Below are 25,153 nucleotides of genomic sequence, written 5' to 3'. Positions count from 1 at the left end.
ATGAATCCATCGGTGCTGATATGTGTGCTCAATTGGGGCTACGGACATGCAGCCAGATGTACCATCATAGCACGGCAATTACTCAGCAGCGGCCATAAGATTTACCTGGCCTCCGATGGCGACGCCCTAAAATTTTTACAAAAACACCTCCCAGAGTGCACGTTCATTCCTTTGCCTGAGTACAAAATACGCTATTCAAAATCAGGTAAATGGTTGATTCTTAAAATGATCTTCACGTTTTTAAAAATGATTCCCACTTTCGTGAAAGAGTGGATGGTCATTCAAAGAGCAGTTGAGCGATATAAGCCCGATGTATTAATCTCAGATACGAGACCCTATTGCCACAGTTCAAAAGTTCCAACTATTTATATTACCAATCAGGTCGAAATCAGGCCCTTTACACTCGGATTCATTCATCGCTTACAAATAAAAAGGTTTGACCAAGTGTGGATACCCGCCATAGAAGGCGACCCTATTGGCGGATTTACCACAAAAGTTTTTGGAAATCTGAAAAAAAAGACGCATTACATCGGATATATACCAAATTATCAGGATTTTACGATTGAAAAAAAAGTCAAAAAGTACTACATAGCTGCCATACTTAGCGGTCCAGAACCCGCCCGAACAAAAATGGAAAGTCTTGTAATACAAGCTTTTAAAAAAATTGACAAACCCACCGTGCTCGTTAGGGGAGTGGCTGGGGGTAGCTCAATGCCTTACTATGAGTCACATACGTTGATATTCGACTTTTTACCATTGGAAGGTGTGGCCGAAATGCTCTCTGAGTCTGAAATCTATGTAGGCAGAAGTGGCTTTAGTGGCATTAGCATGATGGTAGGGCTTGATATAAAAGCAATAGTAGTTCCTACAAATGGCCAACCTGAACAAGAGGCAAATGCGCATCACATGGCGCTAAATCGCTTGGCAATAGCACAGGAGGAAGAAAATTTTAACTTAGCTAAAGCTTTACAAGAATTAAAAAACATTCACGCTCTCAACTTCATAAAAAACAAACGTTTAGAAATTTCAGAACTTTTAAAAACTTTAGTGCCATCAAAAAGATCATAGCTATAGACGCCGGACTGAAACGCTGTGGTATAGCAGAGACCGATGTACTGCAAATGATTGCCTCACCGCGGGAAACGGTAGAAACAAGTCAAATAGAAAAATTTCTAGAAAAATTCCTTCAACAAGAACCAGTGGAAGCCGTCGTTTTAGGCTATCCAGCCAAATCTGACGGAAACGTCAACGAAGATGTGGAGGGAATTTATCAAAAAATTATACGTTTTATTCAGAGAAAATTTCCATCTGTGGCCATACATCGCATCGATGAACGCTTTACTTCGAAGTTGGCCCAAAGAGCTCTTGTTGAGTCTGGAATGAAAAAGAAAGACCGTCAAAAAAAAGAAATTCTCGATCAAGTAAGTGCAGCCATAATTCTACAGGATTTTTTAGAAACGAGAAGGTAAATCAGAAAATTTGCGCAATGTCCATCCTTTTAGGGTATTGTTTCCAGGACGAGTTTAGGACATAAAGCATCGAAATTAAGGATGTCAAAAAACTTTATTTAACATAATATAAATTATGTTTTAAATTTATTTTTCTAAAAATGTTGGTCGTATCACTGCGTAGCCGTTATTTGTAAACTGATTTTGAATACTTTTTTATTATGAAAACTGGTAAGGTTAAATTTTACAATGAGACAAAAGGTTATGGTTTCATTGTTGCCGACGATCAATCAGGCGAAATCTTTGTTCACGCCACCGGACTGAATGAAAAAATCAGTCAAGACGACCGCGTGCAATACGAAGTTGAATCCAATCGTCGGGGTCCGCAGGCTGTCAATGTAACAAAAATCTCCCAATAGATCTGATTTTCTGTTCATTGAGGTTACAAAAGCCGCCTTTTAAGAAAGGCGGTTTTTTTATTTTTGGAATGTAATTTGATTTAGGTCACACATATTTATGATATTTGGTACTAATCAAAATAAACGTTGTTTGCCATGAAAGAAAATTTTCAATCTATTGATAAAGATCTAATTACAAATCTAAAATTTCCAAAATCAGATGTTTTGACTGACGATGTACAAAAGAAATTAAGAAAATTGAACCTTGAAAAAGCACTGATGCTTGGCAATACAGAAAAAACAAAATTCAATATTTATTTCGAAGATGAATCTAACAAGTTTAAAGTAGAGACCACCATTTGGGGGTTAACGGAAGAAAGAGTCATTTTAAAAAAAGGCGTTACTCTGCCGATTAGACGCATACACCATCTCGATTAATTATTTTTTATACAACAGTCGAATATCTTTTTGTCAATTCGTTTTCTTAAAGCAATGTGTTAGGAGCCGTTGGTCTATTTTCGCCTAAAATAATTGCAAATGACGGCTCCCGGTGACAAAAAGCTCTTTCTGCTTGACGCTTACGCCTTAATATTCAGATCTTATTTTGCTTTTGCAAAAAATCCTCGTGTTACGAGCACTGGGATGGATACATCGGCCATTTTTGGCTTTATCACTACTCTGCTCGATTTAATTCAATCTGAAAAGCCATCGCACTTAGCCGTAGTATTCGATACTGATGCGCCTACTCAACGCCACATCGATTTTACAGAATACAAGGCTCATCGCGATGAAACGCCAGAAGCGATAAAAATTGCTGTTCCATATATTAAAAGGATTTTGGAAGCCATGCACATTCCCGTTTTGGGCGTAGATGGTTACGAGGCCGACGATGTGATCGGTACACTGGCTCAGAAAGCTGAAAAAGAGGGTTATACCGTCTACATGGTGACGCCTGACAAAGATTTTGGGCAGCTTGTAACAGATAATATTTTGATTTACAGACCCGGACGAATGGGCAATCCGAATGAAGTTTGGGGTGTAAAAGAAGTGTGTGAAAAATTTGATATTGAACGCGTAGAGCAGGTTATTGACATGCTTGGCATGATGGGCGATGCCGTGGATAACATACCAGGCATACCTGGCGTTGGCGAAAAAACGGCCGCCAAACTGCTCAAAGAATACGGAACTCTCGAAAATGTGCTCGAAAATGCTTCATCCATCAAAGGAAAGCTCGGTGAGAAAATCGCTGCTGCCAAAGAGCAAGCCTTGCTGAGCAAGCGATTGGCTACCATTTTGACGGATGCTCCCATAGAATTCGACGAAAAGCGCTTTCAGCTAGATCCACCAGATTTGAATGCGGTGGAAGAAGTGTTCAAAGAGCTGGAATTCAGAACCTTGACAAGGAGATTTAAAGAGCTCTATGGTGTTAAATCTGCTGATGATATGCCAGGCAGCAACTCCCCCACTTCGTCTAGTGAACCCATACAGCTCAATCTCTTTGATCAGATCGATGCCACAGCATCTAACCCCCTCGGGCGAAAAACTATTCGCGATACTGATCATTTATACACGCTGATTTCAGACATTCAAGGATTTAAACAGCTTTTAAAAGTACTTGAAAACCACGCAGAAATCTGCATCGACACCGAAACTACTTCGCTCGATGTGCTCGACGCTCAGCTCATTGGCATTGCGATCAGCTATAGAGCTCACACAGGTTACTATATTCAACTTCCAGAAAAAGAAGATGAAATAAAAAACTGGCTAACCTTATTTGAGCCTTTATTTGGAGATACTTCAAAAACCTGGATCGCTCAGAATTGGAAATACGATTATGCCGTATTAAAAAAGTACGGTATTCATTTGCCTGTTAAGGTTTTTGACACTATGCTGGCGCATTATGTTATCAATCCGGATGCACGGCACAACATGGATGTTCTCTCAGAAAATTATCTCAATTATGCACCCATTTCAATTGAGTCACTCATCGGAAAAAAAGGTGCCGGACAGGGAAATATGAAGGATGTGGACATTCATCTTGTAGCCGAATATTCAGCCGAAGATGCCGATATCACTTTTCAGTTGGCTCAGGTGTTTAAACCCATGTTAACTGAGCGAGGTGGGGAAAAAGTTTTTTACAATGTTGAAGTACCGCTGGTGCCTGTATTGGCCGATATGGAAATGATTGGGGTCAAAATTGATATAACCAACCTAAAAAATCAAAGCAAAGACATTGAGGAAGAAATCGGGCAAATCGAAAATGAAATAACCTCATTGGCCGGCGAAAAATTTAACATTGCTTCGCCCAAACAGTTAGGTGAAATTCTTTTTGAAAAACTAAAAGTAGGAGGCTCAAAACCAAAAAAAACCAAAACCGGCCAATATGCCACGGGTGAAGATGTCCTTCAATCACTTGCTAAAGAGCACCCGATTGTGCCTCTCATCTTAGAGTACCGCCAACTGACGAAACTAAAAAACACCTATATCGACACACTCCCCCAAATGATTCACCCAAAAACGGGTCGAATACACACAAGCTTTAACCAAGCTGTAGCTGCTACCGGGCGACTGAGCAGTAACAATCCCAACCTGCAGAACATTCCCATACGCACCGAGCGCGGTCGAAAAATCAGAGAAGCCTTTATAGCAGAAGATGGGTATAAAATTCTATCGGCCGACTACTCACAGATCGAACTACGCATCATTGCGGCTATCAGTGGAGATGAAGCAATGATTCAAGCTTTTCGAAATGGCGAAGACATTCACGCTGCTACAGCAGCCAAAGTATTCGGCGTTCCTCTCGAAAAAGTGACAAAAGAGATGCGTTCGAATGCAAAAACAGTTAACTTCGGAATCATTTATGGCGTTAGTGCATTTGGACTTAGCCAACAAAGTACGTTGACAAGGCAGGAGGCTTCTGCAGTGATAGAGGCTTATTTTAAAACTTACCCCGGTATCAAAGCATACATGGAAAATCAAGTAAAAAAGGCACGAGAAACAGGCTATGTAGAAACCATACTCGGCCGACGCCGGTATTTGCCAGATATCGAGAGCCGCAATCAGGTAGTGCGCGGTCAGGCAGAACGCATTGCCATAAACGCGCCCATACAGGGCAGTGCTGCAGATATTATAAAGCTTGCCATGATCGATATCCACCGCTTCCTTGTAGAAAAGGCTTACAAAACACGCATGCTACTGCAAGTGCACGACGAATTGGTGTTTGAGATTCACCAGGATGAGCTCCATCTGCGCGAAGAGATCAAACGCCGTATGGAAAACGCCTGGCATTTTGCAGTGCCATTAGTAGCAGATACAGGTATAGGCGATAATTGGCTTCAAGCACATTAACCAAATTCCCATGAAAATACACCGAATTTTAATCAGTGTGCTCCTGGCTTTAGGGGCAATGACTTCTTATGCTCAAAGAGCTACCAGAGTTACAGTTTCAGGATTCGTCTCCGAAAAGCGCTCGGCTGAGCGCATGGTAGGCGTAAATGTGTATGTGCCAAAACTTAAAATTGGAACCATAACAAACAACTACGGGTACTACTCGCTGAGCTTACCTCGCGGTAAGCATACGCTTGTCTTCTCTATGCTAGGTTTTGCAACACAGCAATTTGAAATTGACCTTAAGCGAGATACCATCATCAACGTTGAAATTCAAGAAGAAATTGCTGAGCTTGAGGAGGTAGTTATAATAGCAGATAAAAAGCAAGCTGAAAATGTTCAGATGAGTTCCATCGATCTGCCTCTTAAGACCGTTAAGAAGATTCCAATGCTCTTTGGAGAAACGGATTTGCTCCGCGCCATTCAATATTTGCCTGGAGTTCAAAGCGGAAACGAAGGCTTTACAGGTATTTATGTACGCGGTGGCAGCCCTGATCAAAACCTTATTTTACTCGATGGTGTACCAGTGTACAATGCATCACACCTTTTTGGGTTTTTCTCTGTTTTTAACAGCGATGCCATAAAGAGTGTGCAGCTCTACAAAGGGGGATTTCCAGCCCGATTTGCCGGAAGACTCAGTTCGGTTATCGACATTACGATGAAAGAGGGCAACATGCGGAAATTTGGCGGTGAGGGTTCAGTAGGCCTTATTGCTTCTCGACTTACTGTTGAAGGGCCAATCATCAAAGACAAAGCTTCATTCATCTTCAGTGGGCGTCGTACCTATCTCGATGTACTTTCTCAACCCTTGATTTCAGTTCAAACCGATGATGCAACTGGTGGCTATTACTTCGGTGATTTTAATGGGAAGATCAACTATGTAATTAATTCAAAAAATCGGCTCTATTTGAGCTATTATGGGGGTATCGACAAGTTTTTTTTCCGGGATAGATCCAATTTCGGAACACATACTGAAACGGTGGAAGGCGGTCTGCAATGGGGCAACAATACCGGTTCACTACGCTGGAATCACCTATTTAACAACAAAATGTTTGTAAACACCACTTTTAACTACACTCGATACAGATTCACTACTTACCTCTCTCAAACGCACAGTACAGATCCCTCACAAAACCTATTGGCTCGATTTTTTTCTTACATCCAGGATTTTTCTCTTCGCTCTGATTGGGAGTATGCCCTGAATCCTAACCACTATCTGCGCTTTGGTGTGAGCAGCATTTTGCACGATTTCAGACCTGGTGCCTTACAAGTAAAAGACAATCAGGCCAATATTGACAGTTTGGTAGACTTTTCGAAACGCATTCAATCTGTAGAAAATGGTTTGTATGTAGAAGACGAAATTTCATTAAATAACCGAACAAAAGTCAACATAGGGCTTCATTATGCCCAAAATTTTGTAAAAGGGGTCACCTATCAAGGCCTCCAACCCCGCCTCAGCGGCCGGTACATGCTCAGCGACAAAACGTCTTTAAAAGCATCGTATGTACTAATGCAGCAGTTCATCCATTTGCTCAGCAATACTGGTATAGGACTACCTACTGACCTTTGGGTACCGGCCACCGATAAAGTAAAACCTCAAATCGCTCATCAAGGCGCAGTGGGAGCAACTTACAGCATGAACAGTACGTACGAATTTTCGGCAGAGGCTTATTACAAACACATGAGCAATCTGATCGAATATAAAAACGGAGCCAGCTACTACTCTACCGTCGATTGGCAATCGCAAGTACATACCGGCGGACGTGGTTGGAGTTACGGACTTGAACTTTTTGCTGAAAAAAAGCTGGGAAATACCACCGGCTGGATAGGCTACACCTTAAGCTGGAGCTGGCGACAATTTAAGGAGCTGAATAACGGACTCCCCTACCCTTTTCGATTTGATCGCCGTCACGATATCTCTATCGTGTTAAACCACAAATTCAGCGAACGTTTTGACATTGGCTTTACCTGGGTATATGGCACCGGCATCGCTACCAACATTCCAATGGGCCAATTTGCTACTTTGCCCATAGATTTTTGGAGTGGCTACAGCCCGGTGTACATCAATCCCGATCAACTGACGGCAGTCTTCTATTTCGGACCTCGCAACAGCTTCCGTATGCCAGCCTATCATAGAGCTGACATAGGTTTTAATTTTCATAAAAAATTGACTATCGGAATCGAGCGCACCTGGAACATAAGCCTCTACAACCTCTACAGTCGCAGGAATCCATTCTTCATCTACATCGATTATTACAACAACAATAATCCCGACAGAGGTGTGTACAAATTGGTCAGCCTTTTCCCGATTATACCTTCTGTTAGTTACAACCTAAAATTTTAAAATGCCATGAAAAAAAATTTGATTGCAATACTGGCTTTGACCACTCTATTCAGTTGCGAAACTATCATCGATTTAGATATTGATTTCGATGAAACACAAATGGCCGTGAATGCCGTTTTCTGCGATCAGCGTGTACCAGGAGACAGCTCTGTGATTGTGTGGGTAAGCGATGTGCTGCACCCTCTGTCTAAACGCAGAATTAACAAATACCTTACCGACGGGACAACTGTGGCCTTGTTTGAAAATGGACAATTTGTAGAAAATCTTCAAAAAGTAGAACAAATTCGCATTGATTTTGACTGGGTTACGGGAAGGACAGATACTCTACTTTCAGGGTACTTTAAATCGACAAGACCTCTGATACCGGGAAATACGTACAAAGTGGTAGCAAATCATCCTGGCAAAAAGGAAGTTTCGCATACCTACACACATGTTCCTAGAGTAATTCCGACTTCTGTAAAACTGACCAATCCTTCAACCGGAGAAGTAACCATAACCTTTAACAATCCTGAAGGCATTCAGACATATCTCATATCCATCACAGCCAAAAGCCAAAATCCGGCCACCTGGGAGTGGGTTGAGTTCTCTTGTCTCGATCCAAACTTTCAGGCCTACTCGTTTTCAGGTTTCGATCCATTTGAACCAGATTCTTCAGGCTTTTACACCCGATTTGGATTTTATGTCGACAACTCTTCTCAAGCCATTCAAAACCAAACGATTAAACTTAATATCAGAAACTTTGATTCCTCCTTGCTTCAAAAAATTCAGATCGAATTTGGAGTTGTCTCTGAAAGTTTTCCACGCTATGTGGCTTCCTATTTCGCCTACTACTTTTCTGAAGATTCCTTCTTCTCCACACCAGAGCCTATTTTTGGCAATTCCTCAAATGGAATAGGAGTTTCCATAGGATTAAGTACCGGCAAATTCAATATTCAACCTTAAAATGAATCGTGTAGAAGACATTTATAAAGCCTACCTTCAGTGCGATAGCGTGAGCTTCGACAGCCGGAAGCTTTCCGGAAAGTCGCTTTTTGTGGCCCTAAAGGGCACAAAAACAGATGGAAACGCTTTTGTCAAACAAGCCTTAGATACCGGCGCTCTTTATGCTATTGCTGACGATCCAACTCTTGAGGGCACCGACCGTGTCTTTGTAGTAGATGATGCTCTTACCGCACTACAAGATTTAGCTCGCCATCACCGTCGCCAACTTACTATTCCGGTCATCGGCCTTACAGGTAGTAACGGCAAGACTACTTCCAAGGAACTCTTCCGTTCCGTGTTTGCCACACGTTATAATGCGTATGCCACTCGTGGCAATTACAACAACCACATTGGCGTGCCGGTATCGGTGCTTGAAATCAAGCCTGATCATCAGATCGCCGTGATTGAAATGGGCGCGAATCACCAAAAGGAAATCGAATTTCTTTGTACTATTTCAATGCCCGATTACGTCTATATCACTAACTACGGATTGGCACATCTAGAAGGTTTTGGAGGTGTAGAAGGCATCATCAAAGGCAAGAGTGAAATCTACGAATATGCCCGACAAAACGGTAAAACCGCCCTTGTAAACATTGACGACGCCAAGCAAGTCGAAAAATCGGTCGGCATTAGTCGCATCATCACCTTTGGCACCAGCGACAGGGCTGATTATCAAATCACACTCAACGCGACAAAGCCTTTTGTATCTGTTAAATTCCGCGACCACATCATAGAGAGCCGTCTAAGCGGTGGATACAACTTTAGCAATATTGCAGCGGCCATAGCTCTCGGAGCACACTTTGGGCTATCGATTGATGAAATCGCTCAAGGCATTGCTGCATATACACCTGACAACAACCGCTCTCAACTCGTGAATACCAGAAAGGCCCGCATCATCTGCGATGCCTACAACGCAAACCCCAGCAGTATGGAGGGAGCAGTTAGCAATCTGGCAGAGTTTGATGGGGTGCGTGTCGCCATACTTGGCGATATGTACGAACTTGGCGATTACACCGACGAAGCACACCAATACATCGCCGATCTCTGTGAAAAACTCAGAATAGAAGAAGTGTATCTAATAGGCGAATATTTTGGAAGGGTAAAAACTGATAAGTGGAAAAAATTGTCTACTACTGAAGAAGCCGTTGAGTTTTTTAAATCCTACGATCCCAATGATAAAACCATTTTGGTAAAAGCTTCGCGATCAATGGCTTTGGAGCGATTGTATCCTATTTTAGGAATTGAAGCATAAACTGATTTTTAGGGATAAAACAAAAGCCGAAAATGAATTTTTAAAATTTTCGGCTTTATGTTATACTTTCATCAAGTAAGCAGCCTCACAAGAGGCAATTCCAGTTTTCTAAACTGTACCTTTGCACGTTAACTTGTATGAACATTACAGTAGAACTCGACGGCCGTCGCCTTGACCTGGCCAATATGCTCGAAATCAGCCTGCCAATCGATTTTTCGATGTCAAAAGAAAGGGCCTGGTACATCGGTCCACCACGTCGCGAACCAGTGCGACTCGGCGACTGGGTAGGCTCTACACGTGAAGGCGGCAGCGTCAACTTTTACAACCTCACCATCAACCCCCACGCCCACGGCACCCATATCGAAACAGCCGGTCATATCGACCACACATATACTGTTTCTCCGTCAGTAGGCCTCTTATTTTTCAAAGCCTTTTTGTATACTGCCTCTGCTGGCGAATCCGGCGCTCTCTCCTTCTCAGAGCTATGGCCTTCCATACCCTCTGATGTACAGGCCATTGTCATTCGCACTTTGCCAAATACCCACGATAAAGCTCACAAGAGCTATTCAAACACACATCCGCCGTACATTATGGCTGCCGATGCCGAGCGATTGGCCAGGAAGGGTATTTTCATTCTGCTCATCGACCTCCCCTCCGTAGACCCGGAGAGAGACAATGGAGCCCTCGCTGCCCATCGCAGCTTTTGGGAGCACCAATTGCCCCATAGCCCAAAGCCCGCTCTTATCGGCGAATTTCTCTACATTCCCCATACTGTGCCCGATGGGCCATACGCCCTACATATTCAGCATCCGGCTATGAACACCGATGCAGTGCCGGCGCGTATATTCCTCATTCCCTATTTGTAAAATGTTGTTTGAAAAATGGTATTACTAAACGTTGTAAAAAAGAAAAAACAAGACATACACATTCATGTCCTTCCCAATGGGCTTACTATAGTACATCGATACACAAAGTCGCCTATTGCATATTGTGGACTGCTCATTAAAGCAGGCACACGCGATGAACTGCCACACGAAGGAGGCCTGGCACACTTTACAGAGCACATGCTCTTCAAAGGTACAACACGTCATACAGCTCGCTACATCCTCTCAAAGCTCGACGACAGAGGTGGTGAACTGAATGCATACACCTCTCGAGAAAATACAATCCTTCATGCAACCTGTTTTCGCCAACACGCCAGGGAAGCCATTGAATTGCTTTTTGAAATTGCATTTGAATCCACCTTTCCCGAACGCGAAATCCGAAAAGAAGCTGAGGTCATTCGCGACGAAATTTTGTCGTACAAAGACTCTCCTTCTGATGCCTTGCTCGATGAATTCGATGAGTTGCTCACGGGGGGTCATCCTATCGGGAGAAACATTCTTGGAACCCTTGAAAGTGTGAGTTCTTTCCGGCGTGAACATTTTATTGGTTTTACCTCTGAGCTTTACCGTCCCGAGCGTATTCTGCTCTTTTTCAGCGGACAGATCAAACCAGAATCCATCGCACAATGGGCTGAATCCATCACAGCTGGATATCAGCCAAAAGGCCCTGCTCGCGAACGCAGCGAGGCGCCTACCTTCCACCATTTTAACATCGTTCGTCAGCATCTCAATCATCAGTGCAATGCAGCTTTGGGCATATTGACTCCTGGTGTACACCATGCTGACTACCCTACCCTTGCATTATTAAATCACATGCTTGGCGGACCGGGGTTGAACAACATATTGATCCTCAACATCCGTGAAAAATTTGGCCTCACTTATGAGCTAGAATCCTTCTTCAATGTGTACTCTGATTGCGGGTTTTTAGGAATCTACTTCGGCACCGATAAGGAGTCGCTGAAAAAAGTGCTGAAACTCATTCATCAAGAGTTACAAAAACTCATCGATACCCCACTGACCGAGCGTCGACTCATGAAGGCCAAAGTGCAATTTATGGGTCATTACCTCATACAGCAGGAACATGCCCTCAATCAAATAATTAATGCAGCCCGCTCCTGGGAGCTCTTCCAAAAAATTGAAGACACTTCCCAAATCTGGGAAAAAATCAGCGGCATCACCCCTCACCATATCCAGGAAATAGTTAGCAAATACCTCAATCCTGACGGTCTATCCACGCTTATCTTTGAATCGGTATGAATCCGAACCTCAATCCCGATAAAAATCGCCTCGCACCTGAAGAAATTGAAATCGAGCGAAAACTTCGCCCGGCCACATTTGACGATTTTGCCGGCCAGGAATCTGTGGTCGAAAACCTCAAAGTCTTCGTTGCTGCTGCCAATCAGCGTGGGGAAGCACTCGATCACGTCCTGCTGCACGGCCCTCCGGGCTTAGGTAAAACCACCCTGGCCAATATCATCGCCAATGAATTGAAAGTCAATATAAAAGTTACTTCTGGCCCGGTACTCGACAAGCCTGGCGACCTGGCCGGACTGCTCACCGGACTCGAAGAGCGCGATGTACTCTTCATCGACGAGATTCACCGCCTCTCCCCCGTTGTCGAAGAGTATCTCTATTCGGCTATGGAAGACTTCAAAATCGACATCATGATCGACTCCGGACCGGCAGCCCGCAGCATTCAGATTCAGATTCATCCCTTTACCCTTATTGGTGCTACTACCCGCAGCGGCCTGCTCACCAGTCCGCTTCGCGCCCGCTTCGGTATCAATGCCCGCTTGCAGTACTACACCACCGAGCTACTCTCGTCCATCGTCGAGCGGAGCGCACACATTCTCGGTGTGCCCATCCATCCCGATGCCGCCGTCGAAATCGCACGTCGCTCCCGTGGCACACCCCGCATCGCCAATGCCCTCTTGCGACGCGTACGCGACTTTGCCCAGATCAAAGGCGACGGCACCATCACCCTCGACATCACCCGCTTTGCCCTCACCGCTCTCCAGGTCGATGAAAATGGCCTCGACGAAATGGACAATCGCATTCTTACCGCCATTGTCGAGAAGTTCAACGGCGGGCCCGTCGGCATCAATACCCTAGCCACTGCTGTGGGCGAGCAGGCCGGCACCATCGAAGAAGTCTATGAGCCCTACCTCATTCAAGAAGGTTTCATTGCTCGTACGAGCCGAGGTCGCGTGGCTATGGATAAGGCCTACCGGCATCTGGGAAAGAAGCCTCCTGGCAGTAGCCTCCCCCTACTCTTCGATATCGAAGACTGAATAAGAAAAATTTTTCTTTTTTCTTTTTTTGGGCGTGCCCCCGGCAAAACGCTGATAGCGCTTTCGCCGGGGTCGGGCTACTTTGGGGTCCGCTTCGCTCCCGTGCTTCGGCTCAGCATCGCTTCGCCTTCGCACCGCGCTGCTGCGCGCCCGCCGTATCCCTCACGCGGCAGCAGCTTTCAGCCGCTAAAAATTTTACTACTGCTGAAACCCCTACTAAGTCAATAAATAGTCAACGTTATTTTGGCATCAACATTGACTAAAGTTTATCTTTTACCTTTAATTCTTAACCTACTTAATTACCGATACAGCCGTATCTCTCCTCTTCGAACGGGCATGGGATTGCCGTGGCGGTCAGTGTGGCGGATTACATACAAGTAAACCCCGTCGGGCACCGGACGACCCCGGTGTGTGCCATCCCAACACTGGCTCACGTCGTCGCTCTGGTACACCAATTCTCCCCAGCGGCTGAAGATCTGTATCTGATAGCTGCTCAGATTGTCGCCCACTACCTGAAAGCAGTCATTACGCCCGTCGCCGTTGGGTGTGAAAGCATTCGGTATGTACAGGGTGGTGAAGGCCTGCTCCTTGTCCCAGCAGAAACGGGTATATAGCGTAAAGGTATCGGTGTGGGCAAAGCACTCGTTGTACGTATAGGCCGTGTAGGTACCAGGCTCTTGTACCGTGATGGCATAGGCCGTATCGCCGGTGCTCCACACCGTAGTGATGCCCGGCATGCCGGCGGGTACTTGCACGGCCAACTGTGCTGACAGCCCCTCGCAGATGGTATCGGGGTGCGGCAAGGCTGTAGTGACAAAGTCGCTGATAAAGCCGACATGGATGGTGTCACTCCAGGCTGTAAACTCCCCGTCGATGGTCACCCGCACCCAGTAGCTGCCCGGCTGGGTGACGGTGATGGTAGGGGTGGTATCGCCTGTGCTCCACAGATAGCTGCGGGTCTCGTTTTCTAAGGCGTAGAGGCTGTCGATTACCGTAGGAGTGAGCACTAAAGAGTCGCCGTCGCACAGCACCGTATCAGCCGGTAGATGCACGCTGAAGACCGTATCGCTGCATCGGAAAAAATGTACGTCGTCGATGTAAAATATGGAAGCGAAACTTATTGGTATTTGATTTATTCCACATCGAATCAATACTAAAGCACCTGTAGAATCAACAATGGAACTGAAGTTATCATTTATGTTCGGCTCTAACCAACCTAAATAGAGCATAGTATAGTTACCGTTTGTTATGGTCGTTTTAAAGGAAATCTTCTTCCATTCTGCAGACTGATTTATGGAAGCCGAATCGTTGATCAACACTACATGGCCAATCGAGGGGAGATCAGCATTGGTGTAATTGACATTGGGGCCAAAGGGCTGATACAACGAATCCTCTTTCAAAAAGATGCCAATACTTTTAAATCGAAAGGTATTTCTGCTGTCGGCACGAGCATAAAAAAAACCGCAATAATCACCTGTTTTGACTGTGTCTTTTAATTTATTACCAATTAAATCAACCCATATGTCTTTATGAAGTGTGGTGCAAATTCCACTAGCTGTAACCGGATAAAAATTTTGGAGAACAAAAAATGCAAGATGGGTAATTCCGCCTCTTGACTGTGGTATAGGTATATTGTTGGAAGTATGTAATAACAAATTTGGATAGGTAGTATTATGTACATAAGTTTTGCCATTGCGCATGACGGTTGAATAATAAGATCTTCCATGATGTCTAAAATCATTATTAAGATACCAATTATTAACCCACGAACCACTATGAGATTGTTTTAAGGACAATCTAATATAAGGACAATCATATGAGTAGTTGCACGGTTGACTCCACTCTTCAAAAGAAGGATTCTGTATCAGATTTTGTGCATTTGCACAACCATAAATGCTTAACAATAGAAGTAGAACATACTTTCTCATCAGCATTGATTTTTGAAAGCCGGATAAAGGATTTCACTCGGCTTTTTTTATTTATTGTTTTACAACTTTATACACATTTTGATGGCCACCTTGATGCACAGAAAGCATATAAATACCTGCCGGCAACTCATGCAGGTCAAGTGTAACCTGTTCGCTTAAGCTCATCTGATTTTTTTGAATCACTAACTGACCGTGTAGAGTGTATAAGACTATATCTACCAGGTGAAGACCATTGCCTTGAATATTCAGTAGGTCTGTAAAAGGATTTGGATAAAGCTGTATTTCAGGCGTAGGTATTTCTGCAGCATCAAGCGGGCGATACGCTGGGGCTGAAATGCAGGAGTATATTGTAGCTGTATTAATTGAATTTATAATATTGGGATTTGGACTTGGATCATAATCAATCCCTTGACTAATGTTCCAATAATAATTTGGAACTGGACTTGGGTTTGATAAAAACCCATTTATTTTATTCTGCACTATATTGTTTATCCACCTATTGTTGGCCGTTTGGCCGGGGGAGCCGATGTTTATCTGGTGGAAGTAGTTAGTTTTTGCTTGATGGTCATACGGCTTTGTTTTCATGGCCTATAAGACTTTTACCTTAGCCAGTATGCAGTGAGCTGGTGAGCTGATGCCGGAGTAGTAGTTGTTTTCATAATGATGGGAGTTTTACATTCAGCTAGTCAAATCTAAACGAAATTTTAAAATGGCAAAATTTTTTTAACAGTTTCTGTGAAAAATTTCAGGGTAAGTAGGTGTAAATGTGTGCAAAATGTGTTTTTCTAAAGCTTTTTTATACTGACTCCCCGGCCCCACTACCGACGAAAGCTCAGGGGAGATTTGTTGGGATCTGTGGATCTATTTCCATTGGATTTATTTGGGGGGGGGAGTTATTGCCTGCAGGACTCGCTAATGGGTGTTGAAGGGGTGTGGGTTTTGGATAGGTTTAATGTTTACGACTATGTGAATGCGCTGCCGCACGGGCGTTCCTTTTTGTCTTGACACAAAAAGGAACCAAAAAGGTCAAGCCTGAAATCCTTTTCGCCACGACAGCTACGGCCGGTATTCTTTGCAGCGAAGCCGGAATGTCGGCCGGCTGACGTGTGTGTACCTCATAGCCAGTGTTTCTGGCAGCCTCGCCGGCTTCTTCCCTTGCCCCACAGCGGGGAATGCCTGCCTTGTGTCGTAGGGCGAAAATGTTTTAAGGGCTTTTTTCTACTTACCACCTCCATCTGCCTACCGACGAAAGCTCAGTGGAGATTTGTCGGGATCTGCGGCTCTATTTCCATTGGATTTATTAGGGGGGAATTATTGCCTGCAGGACTCACTAATGGGTGTTAAAGGGGTGTGGGTTTTCGTTAGGTTTATCGTTTTGGACTATGTGAATGCGCTGCCGCGCGGGCGTTCCTTTTTGTCTTGACACAAAAAGGAACCAAAAAGGTCAAGCCTGAAATCCTTTTCGCCACGACAGCTACGGCCGGCATTCTTTGCAGCGAAGCCGGAATGTCGGCCGGCAGACGTATGTGTACCTGATAGCTAGTGTTTATGGCGGCCTCGCCGGCTTCTTTCTTTGCCCCACAGCGGGGAATGCCTGCCTTGTGTCGCAGGGCGAAAATGTTTTAAGGGCTTTTTTCTACTTACCACCTCCATCTGCCTACCGACGAAAGCTCAGGGGAGATTTGTCGGGATCTGCGGCTCTATTTCCATTGGATTTATTAGGGGGGAATTATTGCCTGCAGGACTCGCTAATGGGTGTTGAAGGGGTGTGGGTTTTCGTTAGGTTTATCGTTTTGGACTATATGAATGCGCTGCCGCGCGGGCGTTCCTTTTTGTCTTGACACAAAAAGGAACCAAAAAGGTCAAGCCTGAAATCCTTTTCGCCACGACAGCTACGGCCGGCATTCTTTGCAGCGAAGCCGGAATGTCGGCCGGCAGACGTATGTGTACCTGATAGTTGGTGTTTATGGCGGCCTCGCCGGCTTCTTCCCTTGCCCCACAGCAGGGAATGCCTGCCTTGTGTCGTAGGGCGAAAATGTTTTAAGGGCTTTTTTCTACTTACCACCTCCATCTGCCTACCGACGAAAGCTCAGAGGAGATTTGTCGGGATCTGTGGATCTCTGTTGCCTTTGGCAACAAAGAGGGATTTGGGGTGAGTAAAAATTTATCGGCAAAAATTCGCAGCATAATCTGCACAAATCAGTCTTTCAATAACTGGTTTTAGTAAAAGTAATTAAAAGCGGCCGAAGGCTGCTGCCGCGTGAGGTGCCTGGAGGGTGACGGCGAAGCCGGCAGTGCGTAGCGCAGCGTAGCACCGAGCGAAGAGCGAGCCAGGAAGGGACCGACCCCGGCAAGGTGCTTGCGAGCACCTTCGCCGGGGGCACGCCCAAACTCAAAAAATAAAAAAATTCTAAAGCTACATTTCGGAGCTTTTGTTAAAGGTTTTCGTCTATATTTGCGGCCATGATGCAGCGCGTACACATCCATCTTCATCATCACCACGCTTCCCACCACCGGGCAAGCCGAGGATGTGTAGTGCATCATCCCTATCAGTAAGCACGATAATATCCGTATAATTTTCAGGGCTTGCCAACCGGTAAGCCCTTTTTGTTTTTAAATCCCTTGAAAAGTATGACCAAATTGAAAATTGCTCTACAGAAATCGGGTCGCCTGAGCGACAAGTCGGCTGAGCTCCTTCGAGAAGCCGGCATTCACTTCCCAAACGACGGCAGCAAGCTGCGTACGGAGGCATCGAACTTTCCGCTGGAAATCTACCTGCTGCGCGACGACGACATTCCGCAGTACGTGGCCGATGGAGTGGCCGATGTGGGTATTGTGGGCCTGAATGTGGTGGCTGAAAAGGATAAAAATCTCAAAGTGGCCGAACGGCTGGGCTTTGGTAAGTGTCGCCTGTCGATCGCAGTACCTAAAAATGAGCCTTTTAGTGGCATTGCCGATCTAAATGGTAAGCGCATTGCTACCAGCTATTCGCGCATTGTGAGCCGCTACCTGAAAGAGCAGGGAATTTCGGCCGAAATTCACGAAATCAGCGGCTCAGTAGAGATTGCACCGGGTATTGGATTGGCGGATGCCATTTGCGACCTTGTTAGCACCGGCAGCACATTGCTTACCAATGGCCTTCGCGAAGTAGTCACAGTGATGCACTCTGAGGCCGTACTGGTAGCTCGACCTGACCTAAGCCGTGAAAAGGCTGAATTGCTCGACAAGCTGGTCTTCCGCCTACAAGCTGTGCGCAAGGCGCGAAACCACAAATACATCTTGCTCAATGCACCCAACGAACGCATACCCGAAATTGCCCGGGTGCTGCCGGGCATGAAAAGCCCTACCATACTGCCTTTGGCTACCGAAGGCTGGAGCTCGCTGCACTCGGTAGTGGAAGAAGACACCTTCTGGGAAGTGATCGAGCAGCTCAAAGCCCTTGGCGCTCAAGGTATATTGGTGGTTCCGATTGAAAAGATGATTGTGTAACCTACATGAATTTCAGCTTAATGATGAAGATTTACCGAAATCCCGAATTCAGTCAGTGGTCAGAATTGTTGCACCGGCCGGCAGCCGATACCCGAGCCTTGGAATCGGCAGTGCTGCCCATACTCGAAGCTGTAAAGCTGCGGGGAGATGCTGCTTTGAGAGAATATACTGCCCGGTTTGACGGAGTGGCGCTCACGGATTTCAGCGTGTCAGAATCCGAATTTCAAGCCGCTGAAGAATCCTGCCCTAAAGACCTCAAAAAGGCCATTCGGCTGGCTCAGAAAAACATCGAAACCTTTCATCGTTCGCAAATTGAAAAACACGAAGAAGTCGAAACCCTGCCCGGTGTGCGCTGTTGGCGTCGGTCGGTACCCATTGAGCGGGTAGGCTTGTATGTGCCGGGTGGTTCGGCTCCACTCTACTCTACACTCCTGATGCTCGGGGTGCCGGCGCGCATCGCTGGTTGTAGCGAAATTGTGGTCTGTACCCCTCCGCAGCCAGATGGCACGGTACATCCGGCCATTCTATTTACCGCCAAAACACTGGGACTTAGCAAAGTATTTAAGGTGGGTGGCGCTCAAGCCATCGCTGCCATGGCCTATGGCACAGAGAGCATACCGGCCGTGTACAAAATCTTCGGCCCTGGCAATGCGTATGTGACCGCAGCCAAGCAGCTTGTGGCGCGTGACGGAGTGGCCATCGATCTGCCGGCAGGCCCATCAGAAGTAGCTGTGATCTGCGATGCTACCGCACAGCCAGCCTTTGTGGCGGCCGATCTGCTCTCTCAGGCTGAGCACGGCACCGATTCACAGGTATTGCTTATCACCTGGGACGAAAACACCCTAAAGGCCGTGATGCGCGAAGTCGAGCGTCAGCTCACTGACTTGCCAAGACGTGATATAGCACAGAAAGCCCTTGAAAACAGCAAGGCTATCCTTGTCAACACTCCTGATGAAGCTTTACAACTCTCCAACGCCTATGCTCCGGAGCACCTCATTATTGCCTGTGCCGATGCCAGAGCGCTGGCGCAGCGCGTCACCAATGCCGGCTCCGTCTTCATAGGTCACTACTCGTGCGAAAGCGCCGGCGACTATGCCTCGGGCACCAATCACACCCTGCCTACCGGGGGCTATGCCCGTGCATACAGCGGGGTATCGCTCGACAGTTTTGTGAAGAAAATCACCTTTCAACACCTGTCGCCCGATGGCCTTCGCCGGCTCGGCCCGGTCATCGAAACCATGGCCGAAGCCGAAAACCTGTCTGCACACCGTAGAGCTGTATCCATTCGCCTGAATTACCTGAAAACCAACACCATCGACCGATGACTTTCGACCTCGATGCTCTTTTGCGGCCCAACATCCGCCAACTAAAGCCCTATACCTCCGCTCGCGACGAGTTTCAAGGCAGAGCGCGTATATACCTCGATGCCAACGAAAATCCCTTCGACGACTCCCCCTTTCACCGCTATCCCGATCCCCATCATACTGATTTAAGACAAAAAATTTCTTCGCTCATTGACCTGCCAGCGGATCATATCTTTCTCGGCAGTGGCAGCGACGAAGCCATCGACCTGCTCATCCGAGCCTTCTGCACACCGGGTGAGCACTCCATCCTGACCTGTCCGCCCACCTATGGCATGTACGAAGTGCAAGCCAACATTCACGATGTTGGCATACAGCAGGTCTTACTCACCCCTGAATTTCAGCTCGATGAGCCGGCCATTCTTCAGGCATTGCGGCCCTTCACACGCATCATCTTCCTTTGCTCGCCTAACAATCCTACGGGTAATCTGCTAAGCCGAACTTCCATCAAACGACTGCTCGAGGCCTTTCACGGAATTGTAGTAGTCGACGAAGCCTATGTTGACTTTGCCGACCAGCCCGGACTCACCGACTTGCTCACCACCCAGCCCAATCTGGTCCTCCTGCGCACTTTCTCCAAAGCCTGGGGACTTGCCGGACTGCGCGTCGGGATGGCGTTGGCCAATCCATCAATCATCAACGTGCTTTATCGCATCAAGTTGCCCTACAACCTCAGCCAGGCCGCCCAGTCATACCTCTACACTGCCCTCGACAGTCACAAGGCCATAAATCAGCGCATTAACCTCATCCGCACCGAGCGTCGTCGCGTAGCCCAACAGCTCAGCAGCTTGCCGAACGTGCTACAAGTTTACCCCTCCGACGCCAACTTCCTGCTCGTGCGCTTCATCGACCCCCAGTCCACCTATCGCCACTTGCTCAGCAACGGCATCGTAGTGCGCGATCGCAGCCGCCAGCCCCTCTGCGAAGGGTGCCTTCGCATCACCATTGGCACCCCTGCCGAAAACGACCAACTCCTCCAAGCCCTTGCCGAAATATGAATGAGCGCAGTAATTTTTTGAATGTTGATTTGGGCTTGTCCAGACAAGGGTTAGAAGAGAGCTTTCATTTGGGCGTGTCCTTCGCAGCATGCCCTTTCGGGCAGCTGCTCAGGCCGGGCTATCCGCTCATATTCGCCTTGCGGGTGGGGGCGGCACCACCGACTTGGCTTATCCTAGCGGCAGTAGCCGACTTCATCTGGGCATGTCCAGACATATCAGCTCCAGCTGATATCGTCTGGGCTGCGTTGTCTGCCCTTCGGGCCAGCCAGCCTCGCCCAGGTGCCGCAATTCCCCACCCGCTGCGGCTCATATCCGCTTCTATCCCTCACGCGAAAAGATGTGCCGGCCTTGCCACATCATTGAAATGTTCAAACACATATTCCACCCATTGACCTAACCGTAAAATTTTAGAAAACATGACCACACCTCATAGCATCACTCCCTTAACGAGCCATACCAAAAAGAAACTGCTCTTCATCGACCGCGACGGCACCCTTATACACGAGCCCCCCGAAACCTATCAGGTCGATAGCATCGATAAGCTCTCCTTTTTGCCTGGCGTATTCGAATACCTCGGCAAAATCGCCCGACAGCTCGACTACGACCTCGTGATGGTCACCAATCAAGACGGCCTTGGCACACCCGGCTATCCGGAAGAAGTTTTCTGGCCCATTCAAGAGCTCATCCTCCGTCTGCTGGCCGGCGAAGGCATTGCCTTTCGCGAAGTGTGCATCGACCGCTCATTTGCCCACGAGGGCAAGCCCACCCGCAAGCCCGGCACTGGCATGCTCACTCACTATATGCAGGGCGATTACGACCTCGCCAATTCATGGGTAATTGGCGACCGTGCTGCCGATGTATTGCTGGCGCGCAATCTCGGTAGCCGAAGCATCTACCTCACCTCTCCCCTACACGCCTTGCCGCCCGATGTGGTACCTGACCACATCGTCGCCCATTGGCGCGAAGTGTATCAATTCCTCTTCCGACTGAACCGCACAGTAAGCCACCGACGCACCACAAGCGAAACAGACGTTGAGATTCGCCTTCAACTCGATGGAAGCGGACAATCTGATATTCACACAGGTCTAGGCTTCTTTGACCACATGCTTGAGCAGCTGGCGCGTCATGGCAGTCTCGACCTCTACCTGCGCGCCAATGGCGACTTGCACATCGACGAGCATCACACCATAGAAGATGTCGCTATCGCCATGGGCGAAGCTTTCTCAATGGCTTTGGCCGATAAACGCGGAATAGAGCGCTACGGCTATGCCTTGCCGATGGACGATTGTCAGGCTTTTGTTACTGTAGATTTCGGCGGACGCCCTTGGCTGGTGTGGGAAGCTACCTTTACTCGAGAAAAGATCGGCGATATGCCTACCGAAATGTTTTCACACTTCTTCAAGTCCTTTGCAGATGCTGCCCGCGCCAACGTGCACATACAAGCTCAGGGCACCAACGAACACCATAAAATTGAAGCCATTTTCAAAGCTTTTGCCCGTGCCGTGCGAATGGCGATTCGTCGCGACCCAGACCACCTCATCCTGCCTACTACTAAAGGAATTCTGTAACCCCCTGCCTTTTATGAAAGTAGCCATCGTAAAATACAACGCCGGCAATACCCACTCCGTAGCCATCGCCCTTAGGCGACTGGGAGTTGAAGTACTGATTACTGATGAGGCTAGTCTGATTCGCTCAGCTCATCGCGTCATTTTTCCCGGTGTGGGAGAAGCCTCCTCGGCTATGGCATACTTGCGAGAGCGTGGACTCGACGAAGTATTGAAGACCCTCACACAGCCCGTACTTGGCATTTGTCTCGGCCTTCAGCTGCTCTGCACCTACTCAGATGAGGGCGACACCAATTGCCTTGGCATTTTTCCGGCACAAGTTAAGCGCTTCAACGGTGTACTAAAGGTTCCCCACATCGGTTGGAACACTCTACAAGCCGAGCAGTCGTCGCCTTTATTTCAAGACGTGCCATCTAACAGCTATGTCTATTACGTGCACTCGTATTATGCTGAGGTGTGTCCATTCACCATTGGCACGACGGAATATGGGCAAGACTTTTCGGCCGCATTGGCACGCGACAACTTTTTTGCCCTCCAGTTTCATCCCGAAAAATCAGGTCCCATCGGCCAGGCTATTTTATACAACTTTTTGAATATCAAATATTGAAAACTCATGCACACCGAATTTGAAATCATACCAGCCATCGATCTCATCGGCGGCAAGTGTGTCAGACTCACGCAAGGAGATTTTTCTTCCGCAAAGGAATATTCAGCAAATCCGCTGGAGGTAGCTCTTCGATTTCAGGATGCTGGATTGCGCAGGCTTCATATGGTAGATCTCGATGGTGCTCGCATGGGTGCAGTTGCTCATCTGAACGTTTTGGAAGCTATCGCAACCCACACAGACTTGGTCATCGACTATGGCGGTGGCATTTCGTCGCTTGAGACCCTTCAATCTGTCTTCAACGCCGGCGCGCGCTATGTATCCATTGGTTCCATGGCTGTTCGCCGACCCGATGTAATGGAAAAATGGATCCAAAATGTAGGAGCTGAACGCTTCTTCCTAGGCGCAGATGTGGTGCATGGATTCCTTGCTATTGGCGGATGGAAGGAGGTATCCGAAGTGCATATTCAAGAATTTATCAGCCATTGGACATCGAAATCCATACACTACTTCTTCAGTACCGATGTGGGACGCGACGGTATGCTCAGCGGTCCTTCCATTGAGCTGTACAAAACGCTGCTATCTAATCATCCGGGTATTCGATTGGTGGCCAGCGGTGGCGTGCGTTCTGTAAGAGATTTAGAGACACTCAAGGCCTTAGGCTGTTCGGGTGCCATCATTGGCAAGGCCTTGTACGAAGGCCATCTTTCGCTCAAAGATTAAAAAAGATTCCTTGCATAACTCCATCAAAAAATGCTCGCAAAACGCATCATACCCTGCCTCGACATCAAAGATGGCCGCACCGTAAAAGGCACCAACTTTGTCAACCTCCGGGATGCCGGTGATCCGGTACAGTTAGCAGCCCTGTACGCCCGGCAAGGGGCAGACGAACTCGTTTTTCTCGACATTACAGCTACAGTTGAAGGGCGAAAGACCCTTATCGCCCTCGTGACACACATAGCTGAAGTGCTCGATATTCCCTTTACAGTGGGGGGTGGCGTAAGGACGGTAGCTGACGTGGAGGCACTGCTTTCTGCCGGCGCCGACAAAGTTTCAATCAACAGTGCTGCTGTACGCCGACCCGAATTGATCGACGCATTGGCCAAAAATTTCGGAAGTCAATGCGTGGTTCTGGCCATTGATGCGCGTCGTGTGGGCGAAAAGTGGTGCGTTCATCTCGACGGTGGCCGCACACCTACCAGCCATTCTGCCCTGGATTGGGCTAAAGAAGCCGTAGATCGCGGGGCCGGCGAGATTTTGCTTACCTCTATGAACCACGACGGCACTCGATCCGGATTCGCCTTAGAACTAACGGCATCTATTTCTCAGGCTGTTCCAGTGCCCGTAATCGCCAGCGGTGGCGCCGGCCGCAAAGAACACTTTGCCGATGTATTTACACTTGGTAAGGCGGATGCTGCTCTGGCTGCCGGCATCTTTCACTTTGGCGAACTCTCGATTCCTGAACTCAAACAGTTTTTGCTCACTAGAAACATACCAGTACGACAGATATGAGAAATCCCGAATTCACAAAAAATCCCGACGGACTCTTGCCTTGCATTGTTCAGCACTTCAAAACCCGCCAGGTGCTGATGCTGGGATATATGAACCGCAATGCTTACGAAAAAACCCTTACCGAAGGTCTGGTAACCTTCTACTCACGCTCGAAACAGCGCTTGTGGACAAAAGGTGAATCCAGCGGCAACTATTTGACAGTAAAAGAAGTTCTCATCGATTGCGATGGTGATACAATCCTAATCGTCGCACAACCATCCGGGCCGGTATGCCATACCGGCAGCGATACTTGTTTTGGTGAAGAAGTTCTGACGAATTCAGGATTTCTCACCGAACTGGAATCAATTATAACTCACAGAAAAAATACACCAGCCGAAGGCTCGTACACCGCCAGCTTATTTCAAAAAGGCATCAATGCCATAGCGCAAAAAGTAGGCGAAGAAGCCGTCGAACTCATCATCGAAGCCAAAGACACTGACGACCAAAAATTTCTGAACGAAGCCGCCGACCTGCTCTTTCATTATCTGGTCTTACTGCAGGCTAAAGGTTTTACATTGATGGATGTGGAGAAATTGTTGGAAGCAAGACACGGAAAATAAAAACTTTTGAATCTAAAATGGACAACGTTTTTTAGGCATTGATAATGACAAAGCTTTAACCATTTACTTTTAACCCTTAATCAATAATATAGCCCGCAGAACTCAGATAGAT

23 protein-coding genes are annotated in these 25,153 nt (G+C 47.0%); 19 read left to right on the top strand and 4 right to left on the bottom strand.

Features of this window, described 5'->3' with window-relative positions; genetic code table 11:
• The 11 genes from EIP89_RS03760 to ruvB all read left to right on the top strand — a co-directional run bounded on the left by EIP89_RS03760 (nt 1) and on the right by ruvB (nt 12,985).
• Complete coding sequence (locus EIP89_RS03760) at nt 1–1,068, top strand: glycosyltransferase family protein (protein ID WP_124397321.1); 1,068 nt, start codon at nt 1–3, stop codon at nt 1,066–1,068.
• Nucleotides 1,053–1,469, top strand: coding sequence for a Holliday junction resolvase RuvX (gene ruvX, locus EIP89_RS03755; protein ID WP_124397320.1), 417 nt, complete (start codon nt 1,053–1,055; stop codon nt 1,467–1,469). Before EIP89_RS03760 ends, ruvX begins: the two co-directional genes overlap by 16 nt.
• 200 nt (nt 1,470–1,669) lie before the next feature.
• Nucleotides 1,670–1,867 (top strand): cold-shock protein, encoded by a 198-nt coding sequence (locus EIP89_RS03750; protein ID WP_124397319.1) that lies wholly within the window; start codon nt 1,670–1,672, stop codon nt 1,865–1,867.
• 135 nt (nt 1,868–2,002) lie between these two features.
• Nucleotides 2,003–2,284 (top strand): hypothetical protein, encoded by a 282-nt coding sequence (locus EIP89_RS03745; protein WP_124397318.1) that lies wholly within the window; start codon nt 2,003–2,005, stop codon nt 2,282–2,284.
• 99 nt (nt 2,285–2,383) lie between these two features.
• Nucleotides 2,384–5,194 (top strand): DNA polymerase I, encoded by a 2,811-nt coding sequence (gene polA / locus EIP89_RS03740; protein WP_124397317.1) that lies wholly within the window; start codon nt 2,384–2,386, stop codon nt 5,192–5,194.
• A 10-nt stretch (nt 5,195–5,204) separates the two neighbouring features.
• A complete protein-coding gene (locus tag EIP89_RS03735; RefSeq protein WP_124397316.1) occupies nt 5,205–7,577 on the top strand; it encodes a TonB-dependent receptor in 2,373 nt (790 codons plus the stop codon).
• A 6-nt stretch (nt 7,578–7,583) separates the two neighbouring features.
• A complete protein-coding gene (locus tag EIP89_RS03730) occupies nt 7,584–8,519 on the top strand; it encodes a DUF4249 domain-containing protein (protein WP_124397315.1) in 936 nt (311 codons plus the stop codon).
• Nucleotide 8,520: 1 nt separating this feature from the next.
• Entirely contained in the window at nt 8,521–9,810 is a 1,290-nt protein-coding gene (locus EIP89_RS03725; protein WP_124397314.1) for a UDP-N-acetylmuramoyl-tripeptide--D-alanyl-D-alanine ligase, read from the top strand.
• A 137-nt stretch (nt 9,811–9,947) separates the two neighbouring features.
• Nucleotides 9,948–10,676: a cyclase family protein gene (locus EIP89_RS03720; protein WP_124397313.1), complete on the top strand. Its 729-nt coding sequence runs from the start codon at nt 9,948–9,950 to the stop codon at nt 10,674–10,676.
• A gap of 15 nt (nt 10,677–10,691) precedes the next feature.
• Nucleotides 10,692–11,951, top strand: a complete 1,260-nt coding sequence (locus EIP89_RS03715; RefSeq protein WP_124397312.1) for a M16 family metallopeptidase — start codon at nt 10,692–10,694, stop codon at nt 11,949–11,951.
• Entirely contained in the window at nt 11,948–12,985 is a 1,038-nt protein-coding gene (gene ruvB, locus EIP89_RS03710) for a Holliday junction branch migration DNA helicase RuvB (RefSeq protein ID WP_124397311.1), read from the top strand. The genes EIP89_RS03715 and ruvB overlap by 4 nt, the downstream gene beginning before the upstream one ends.
• Before the next feature lie 299 nt (nt 12,986–13,284).
• Here ruvB and EIP89_RS03705 read toward each other — a convergent pair whose 3' ends face one another.
• The 3 genes from EIP89_RS03705 to EIP89_RS03695 form a co-directional block, all read right to left on the bottom strand.
• Nucleotides 13,285–14,913, bottom strand: a complete 1,629-nt coding sequence (locus EIP89_RS03705; protein ID WP_160160509.1) for a T9SS type B sorting domain-containing protein — start codon at nt 14,911–14,913, stop codon at nt 13,285–13,287.
• Between the two features lie 51 nt (nt 14,914–14,964).
• Nucleotides 14,965–15,498 (bottom strand): T9SS type A sorting domain-containing protein, encoded by a 534-nt coding sequence (locus EIP89_RS03700; protein ID WP_124397309.1) that lies wholly within the window; start codon nt 15,496–15,498, stop codon nt 14,965–14,967.
• Nucleotides 15,499–17,133: 1,635 nt separating this feature from the next.
• Nucleotides 17,134–17,427 (bottom strand): hypothetical protein, encoded by a 294-nt coding sequence (locus tag EIP89_RS03695; RefSeq protein ID WP_124397308.1) that lies wholly within the window; start codon nt 17,425–17,427, stop codon nt 17,134–17,136.
• A gap of 117 nt (nt 17,428–17,544) precedes the next feature.
• Here EIP89_RS03695 and hisG point away from each other — a divergent pair, with 117 nt between their 5' ends.
• From hisG to hisC, 3 genes are read left to right on the top strand one after another with little or no spacing between them, the layout of a single operon-like run.
• Entirely contained in the window at nt 17,545–18,402 is an 858-nt protein-coding gene (gene hisG / locus EIP89_RS03690) for an ATP phosphoribosyltransferase (protein ID WP_124397307.1), read from the top strand.
• A 20-nt stretch (nt 18,403–18,422) separates the two neighbouring features.
• Nucleotides 18,423–19,727: a histidinol dehydrogenase gene (hisD, locus tag EIP89_RS03685; protein WP_218019317.1), complete on the top strand. Its 1,305-nt coding sequence runs from the start codon at nt 18,423–18,425 to the stop codon at nt 19,725–19,727.
• On the top strand, nt 19,724–20,761 hold the full coding sequence (gene hisC / locus EIP89_RS03680; protein WP_124397306.1) for a histidinol-phosphate transaminase: 1,038 nt from the start codon (nt 19,724–19,726) through the stop codon (nt 20,759–20,761). Before hisD ends, hisC begins: the two co-directional genes overlap by 4 nt.
• A 118-nt stretch (nt 20,762–20,879) precedes the next feature.
• Here the strand turns inward: hisC and EIP89_RS03675 are convergent, their stop codons facing one another.
• Nucleotides 20,880–21,071: a hypothetical protein gene (locus tag EIP89_RS03675; protein ID WP_124397305.1), complete on the bottom strand. Its 192-nt coding sequence runs from the start codon at nt 21,069–21,071 to the stop codon at nt 20,880–20,882.
• Between the two features lie 106 nt (nt 21,072–21,177).
• Here EIP89_RS03675 and hisB point away from each other — a divergent pair, with 106 nt between their 5' ends.
• The 5 genes from hisB to hisIE are packed head-to-tail and all read left to right on the top strand — an operon-like array spanning nt 21,178 to nt 25,041.
• Nucleotides 21,178–22,329 (top strand): bifunctional histidinol-phosphatase/imidazoleglycerol-phosphate dehydratase HisB, encoded by a 1,152-nt coding sequence (gene hisB, locus EIP89_RS03670; RefSeq protein WP_124397304.1) that lies wholly within the window; start codon nt 21,178–21,180, stop codon nt 22,327–22,329.
• A gap of 13 nt (nt 22,330–22,342) precedes the next feature.
• Nucleotides 22,343–22,933, top strand: coding sequence for an imidazole glycerol phosphate synthase subunit HisH (gene hisH / locus EIP89_RS03665; RefSeq protein ID WP_124397303.1), 591 nt, complete (start codon nt 22,343–22,345; stop codon nt 22,931–22,933).
• 6 nt (nt 22,934–22,939) lie between these two features.
• Entirely contained in the window at nt 22,940–23,653 is a 714-nt protein-coding gene (locus EIP89_RS03660) for a 1-(5-phosphoribosyl)-5-[(5-phosphoribosylamino)methylideneamino]imidazole-4-carboxamide isomerase (RefSeq protein WP_124397302.1), read from the top strand.
• Between the two features lie 30 nt (nt 23,654–23,683).
• Nucleotides 23,684–24,442: an imidazole glycerol phosphate synthase subunit HisF gene (gene hisF / locus EIP89_RS03655; protein ID WP_124397301.1), complete on the top strand. Its 759-nt coding sequence runs from the start codon at nt 23,684–23,686 to the stop codon at nt 24,440–24,442.
• Nucleotides 24,439–25,041 (top strand): bifunctional phosphoribosyl-AMP cyclohydrolase/phosphoribosyl-ATP diphosphatase HisIE, encoded by a 603-nt coding sequence (hisIE, locus tag EIP89_RS03650; RefSeq protein ID WP_124397300.1) that lies wholly within the window; start codon nt 24,439–24,441, stop codon nt 25,039–25,041. The genes hisF and hisIE overlap by 4 nt, the downstream gene beginning before the upstream one ends.
• Nucleotides 25,042–25,153: the final 112 nt, after the last annotated feature.

Source organism: Thermaurantimonas aggregans (genome assembly GCF_003851885.1).
Lineage (GTDB): Bacteria > Bacteroidota > Bacteroidia > Flavobacteriales > Schleiferiaceae > Thermaurantimonas > Thermaurantimonas aggregans.
This window is presented reverse-complemented; position numbering and strand designations above follow the sequence as displayed.

What these genes read in the sequence shown, in the direction of transcription:
- EIP89_RS03750 (WP_124397319.1), top strand. Translation starts at nt 1,670, where the DNA reads ATGAAAACTGGTAAGGTTAAATTTTACAATGAGACAAAAGGTTATGGT.
- ruvB (WP_124397311.1), top strand. Translation starts at nt 11,948, where the DNA reads ATGAATCCGAACCTCAATCCCGATAAAAATCGCCTCGCACCTGAAGAA.
- EIP89_RS03675 (WP_124397305.1), bottom strand. Translation starts at nt 21,071, where the DNA reads ATGAGCCGCAGCGGGTGGGGAATTGCGGCACCTGGGCGAGGCTGGCTG.
- hisIE (WP_124397300.1), top strand. Translation starts at nt 24,439, where the DNA reads ATGAGAAATCCCGAATTCACAAAAAATCCCGACGGACTCTTGCCTTGC.
- hisG (WP_124397307.1), top strand. Translation starts at nt 17,545, where the DNA reads ATGACCAAATTGAAAATTGCTCTACAGAAATCGGGTCGCCTGAGCGAC.
- EIP89_RS03760 (WP_124397321.1), top strand. Translation starts at nt 1, where the DNA reads ATGAATCCATCGGTGCTGATATGTGTGCTCAATTGGGGCTACGGACAT.
- hisD (WP_218019317.1), top strand. Translation starts at nt 18,423, where the DNA reads ATGATGAAGATTTACCGAAATCCCGAATTCAGTCAGTGGTCAGAATTG.
- hisB (WP_124397304.1), top strand. Translation starts at nt 21,178, where the DNA reads ATGACCACACCTCATAGCATCACTCCCTTAACGAGCCATACCAAAAAG.
- polA (WP_124397317.1), top strand. Translation starts at nt 2,384, where the DNA reads ATGACGGCTCCCGGTGACAAAAAGCTCTTTCTGCTTGACGCTTACGCC.
- EIP89_RS03720 (WP_124397313.1), top strand. Translation starts at nt 9,948, where the DNA reads ATGAACATTACAGTAGAACTCGACGGCCGTCGCCTTGACCTGGCCAAT.
- hisF (WP_124397301.1), top strand. Translation starts at nt 23,684, where the DNA reads ATGCTCGCAAAACGCATCATACCCTGCCTCGACATCAAAGATGGCCGC.
- EIP89_RS03745 (WP_124397318.1), top strand. Translation starts at nt 2,003, where the DNA reads ATGAAAGAAAATTTTCAATCTATTGATAAAGATCTAATTACAAATCTA.
- EIP89_RS03730 (WP_124397315.1), top strand. Translation starts at nt 7,584, where the DNA reads ATGAAAAAAAATTTGATTGCAATACTGGCTTTGACCACTCTATTCAGT.
- hisC (WP_124397306.1), top strand. Translation starts at nt 19,724, where the DNA reads ATGACTTTCGACCTCGATGCTCTTTTGCGGCCCAACATCCGCCAACTA.
- hisH (WP_124397303.1), top strand. Translation starts at nt 22,343, where the DNA reads ATGAAAGTAGCCATCGTAAAATACAACGCCGGCAATACCCACTCCGTA.
- EIP89_RS03715 (WP_124397312.1), top strand. Translation starts at nt 10,692, where the DNA reads ATGGTATTACTAAACGTTGTAAAAAAGAAAAAACAAGACATACACATT.
- EIP89_RS03705 (WP_160160509.1), bottom strand. Translation starts at nt 14,913, where the DNA reads ATGAGAAAGTATGTTCTACTTCTATTGTTAAGCATTTATGGTTGTGCA.
- EIP89_RS03700 (WP_124397309.1), bottom strand. Translation starts at nt 15,498, where the DNA reads ATGAAAACAAAGCCGTATGACCATCAAGCAAAAACTAACTACTTCCAC.
- EIP89_RS03660 (WP_124397302.1), top strand. Translation starts at nt 22,940, where the DNA reads ATGCACACCGAATTTGAAATCATACCAGCCATCGATCTCATCGGCGGC.
- EIP89_RS03725 (WP_124397314.1), top strand. Translation starts at nt 8,521, where the DNA reads ATGAATCGTGTAGAAGACATTTATAAAGCCTACCTTCAGTGCGATAGC.
- EIP89_RS03735 (WP_124397316.1), top strand. Translation starts at nt 5,205, where the DNA reads ATGAAAATACACCGAATTTTAATCAGTGTGCTCCTGGCTTTAGGGGCA.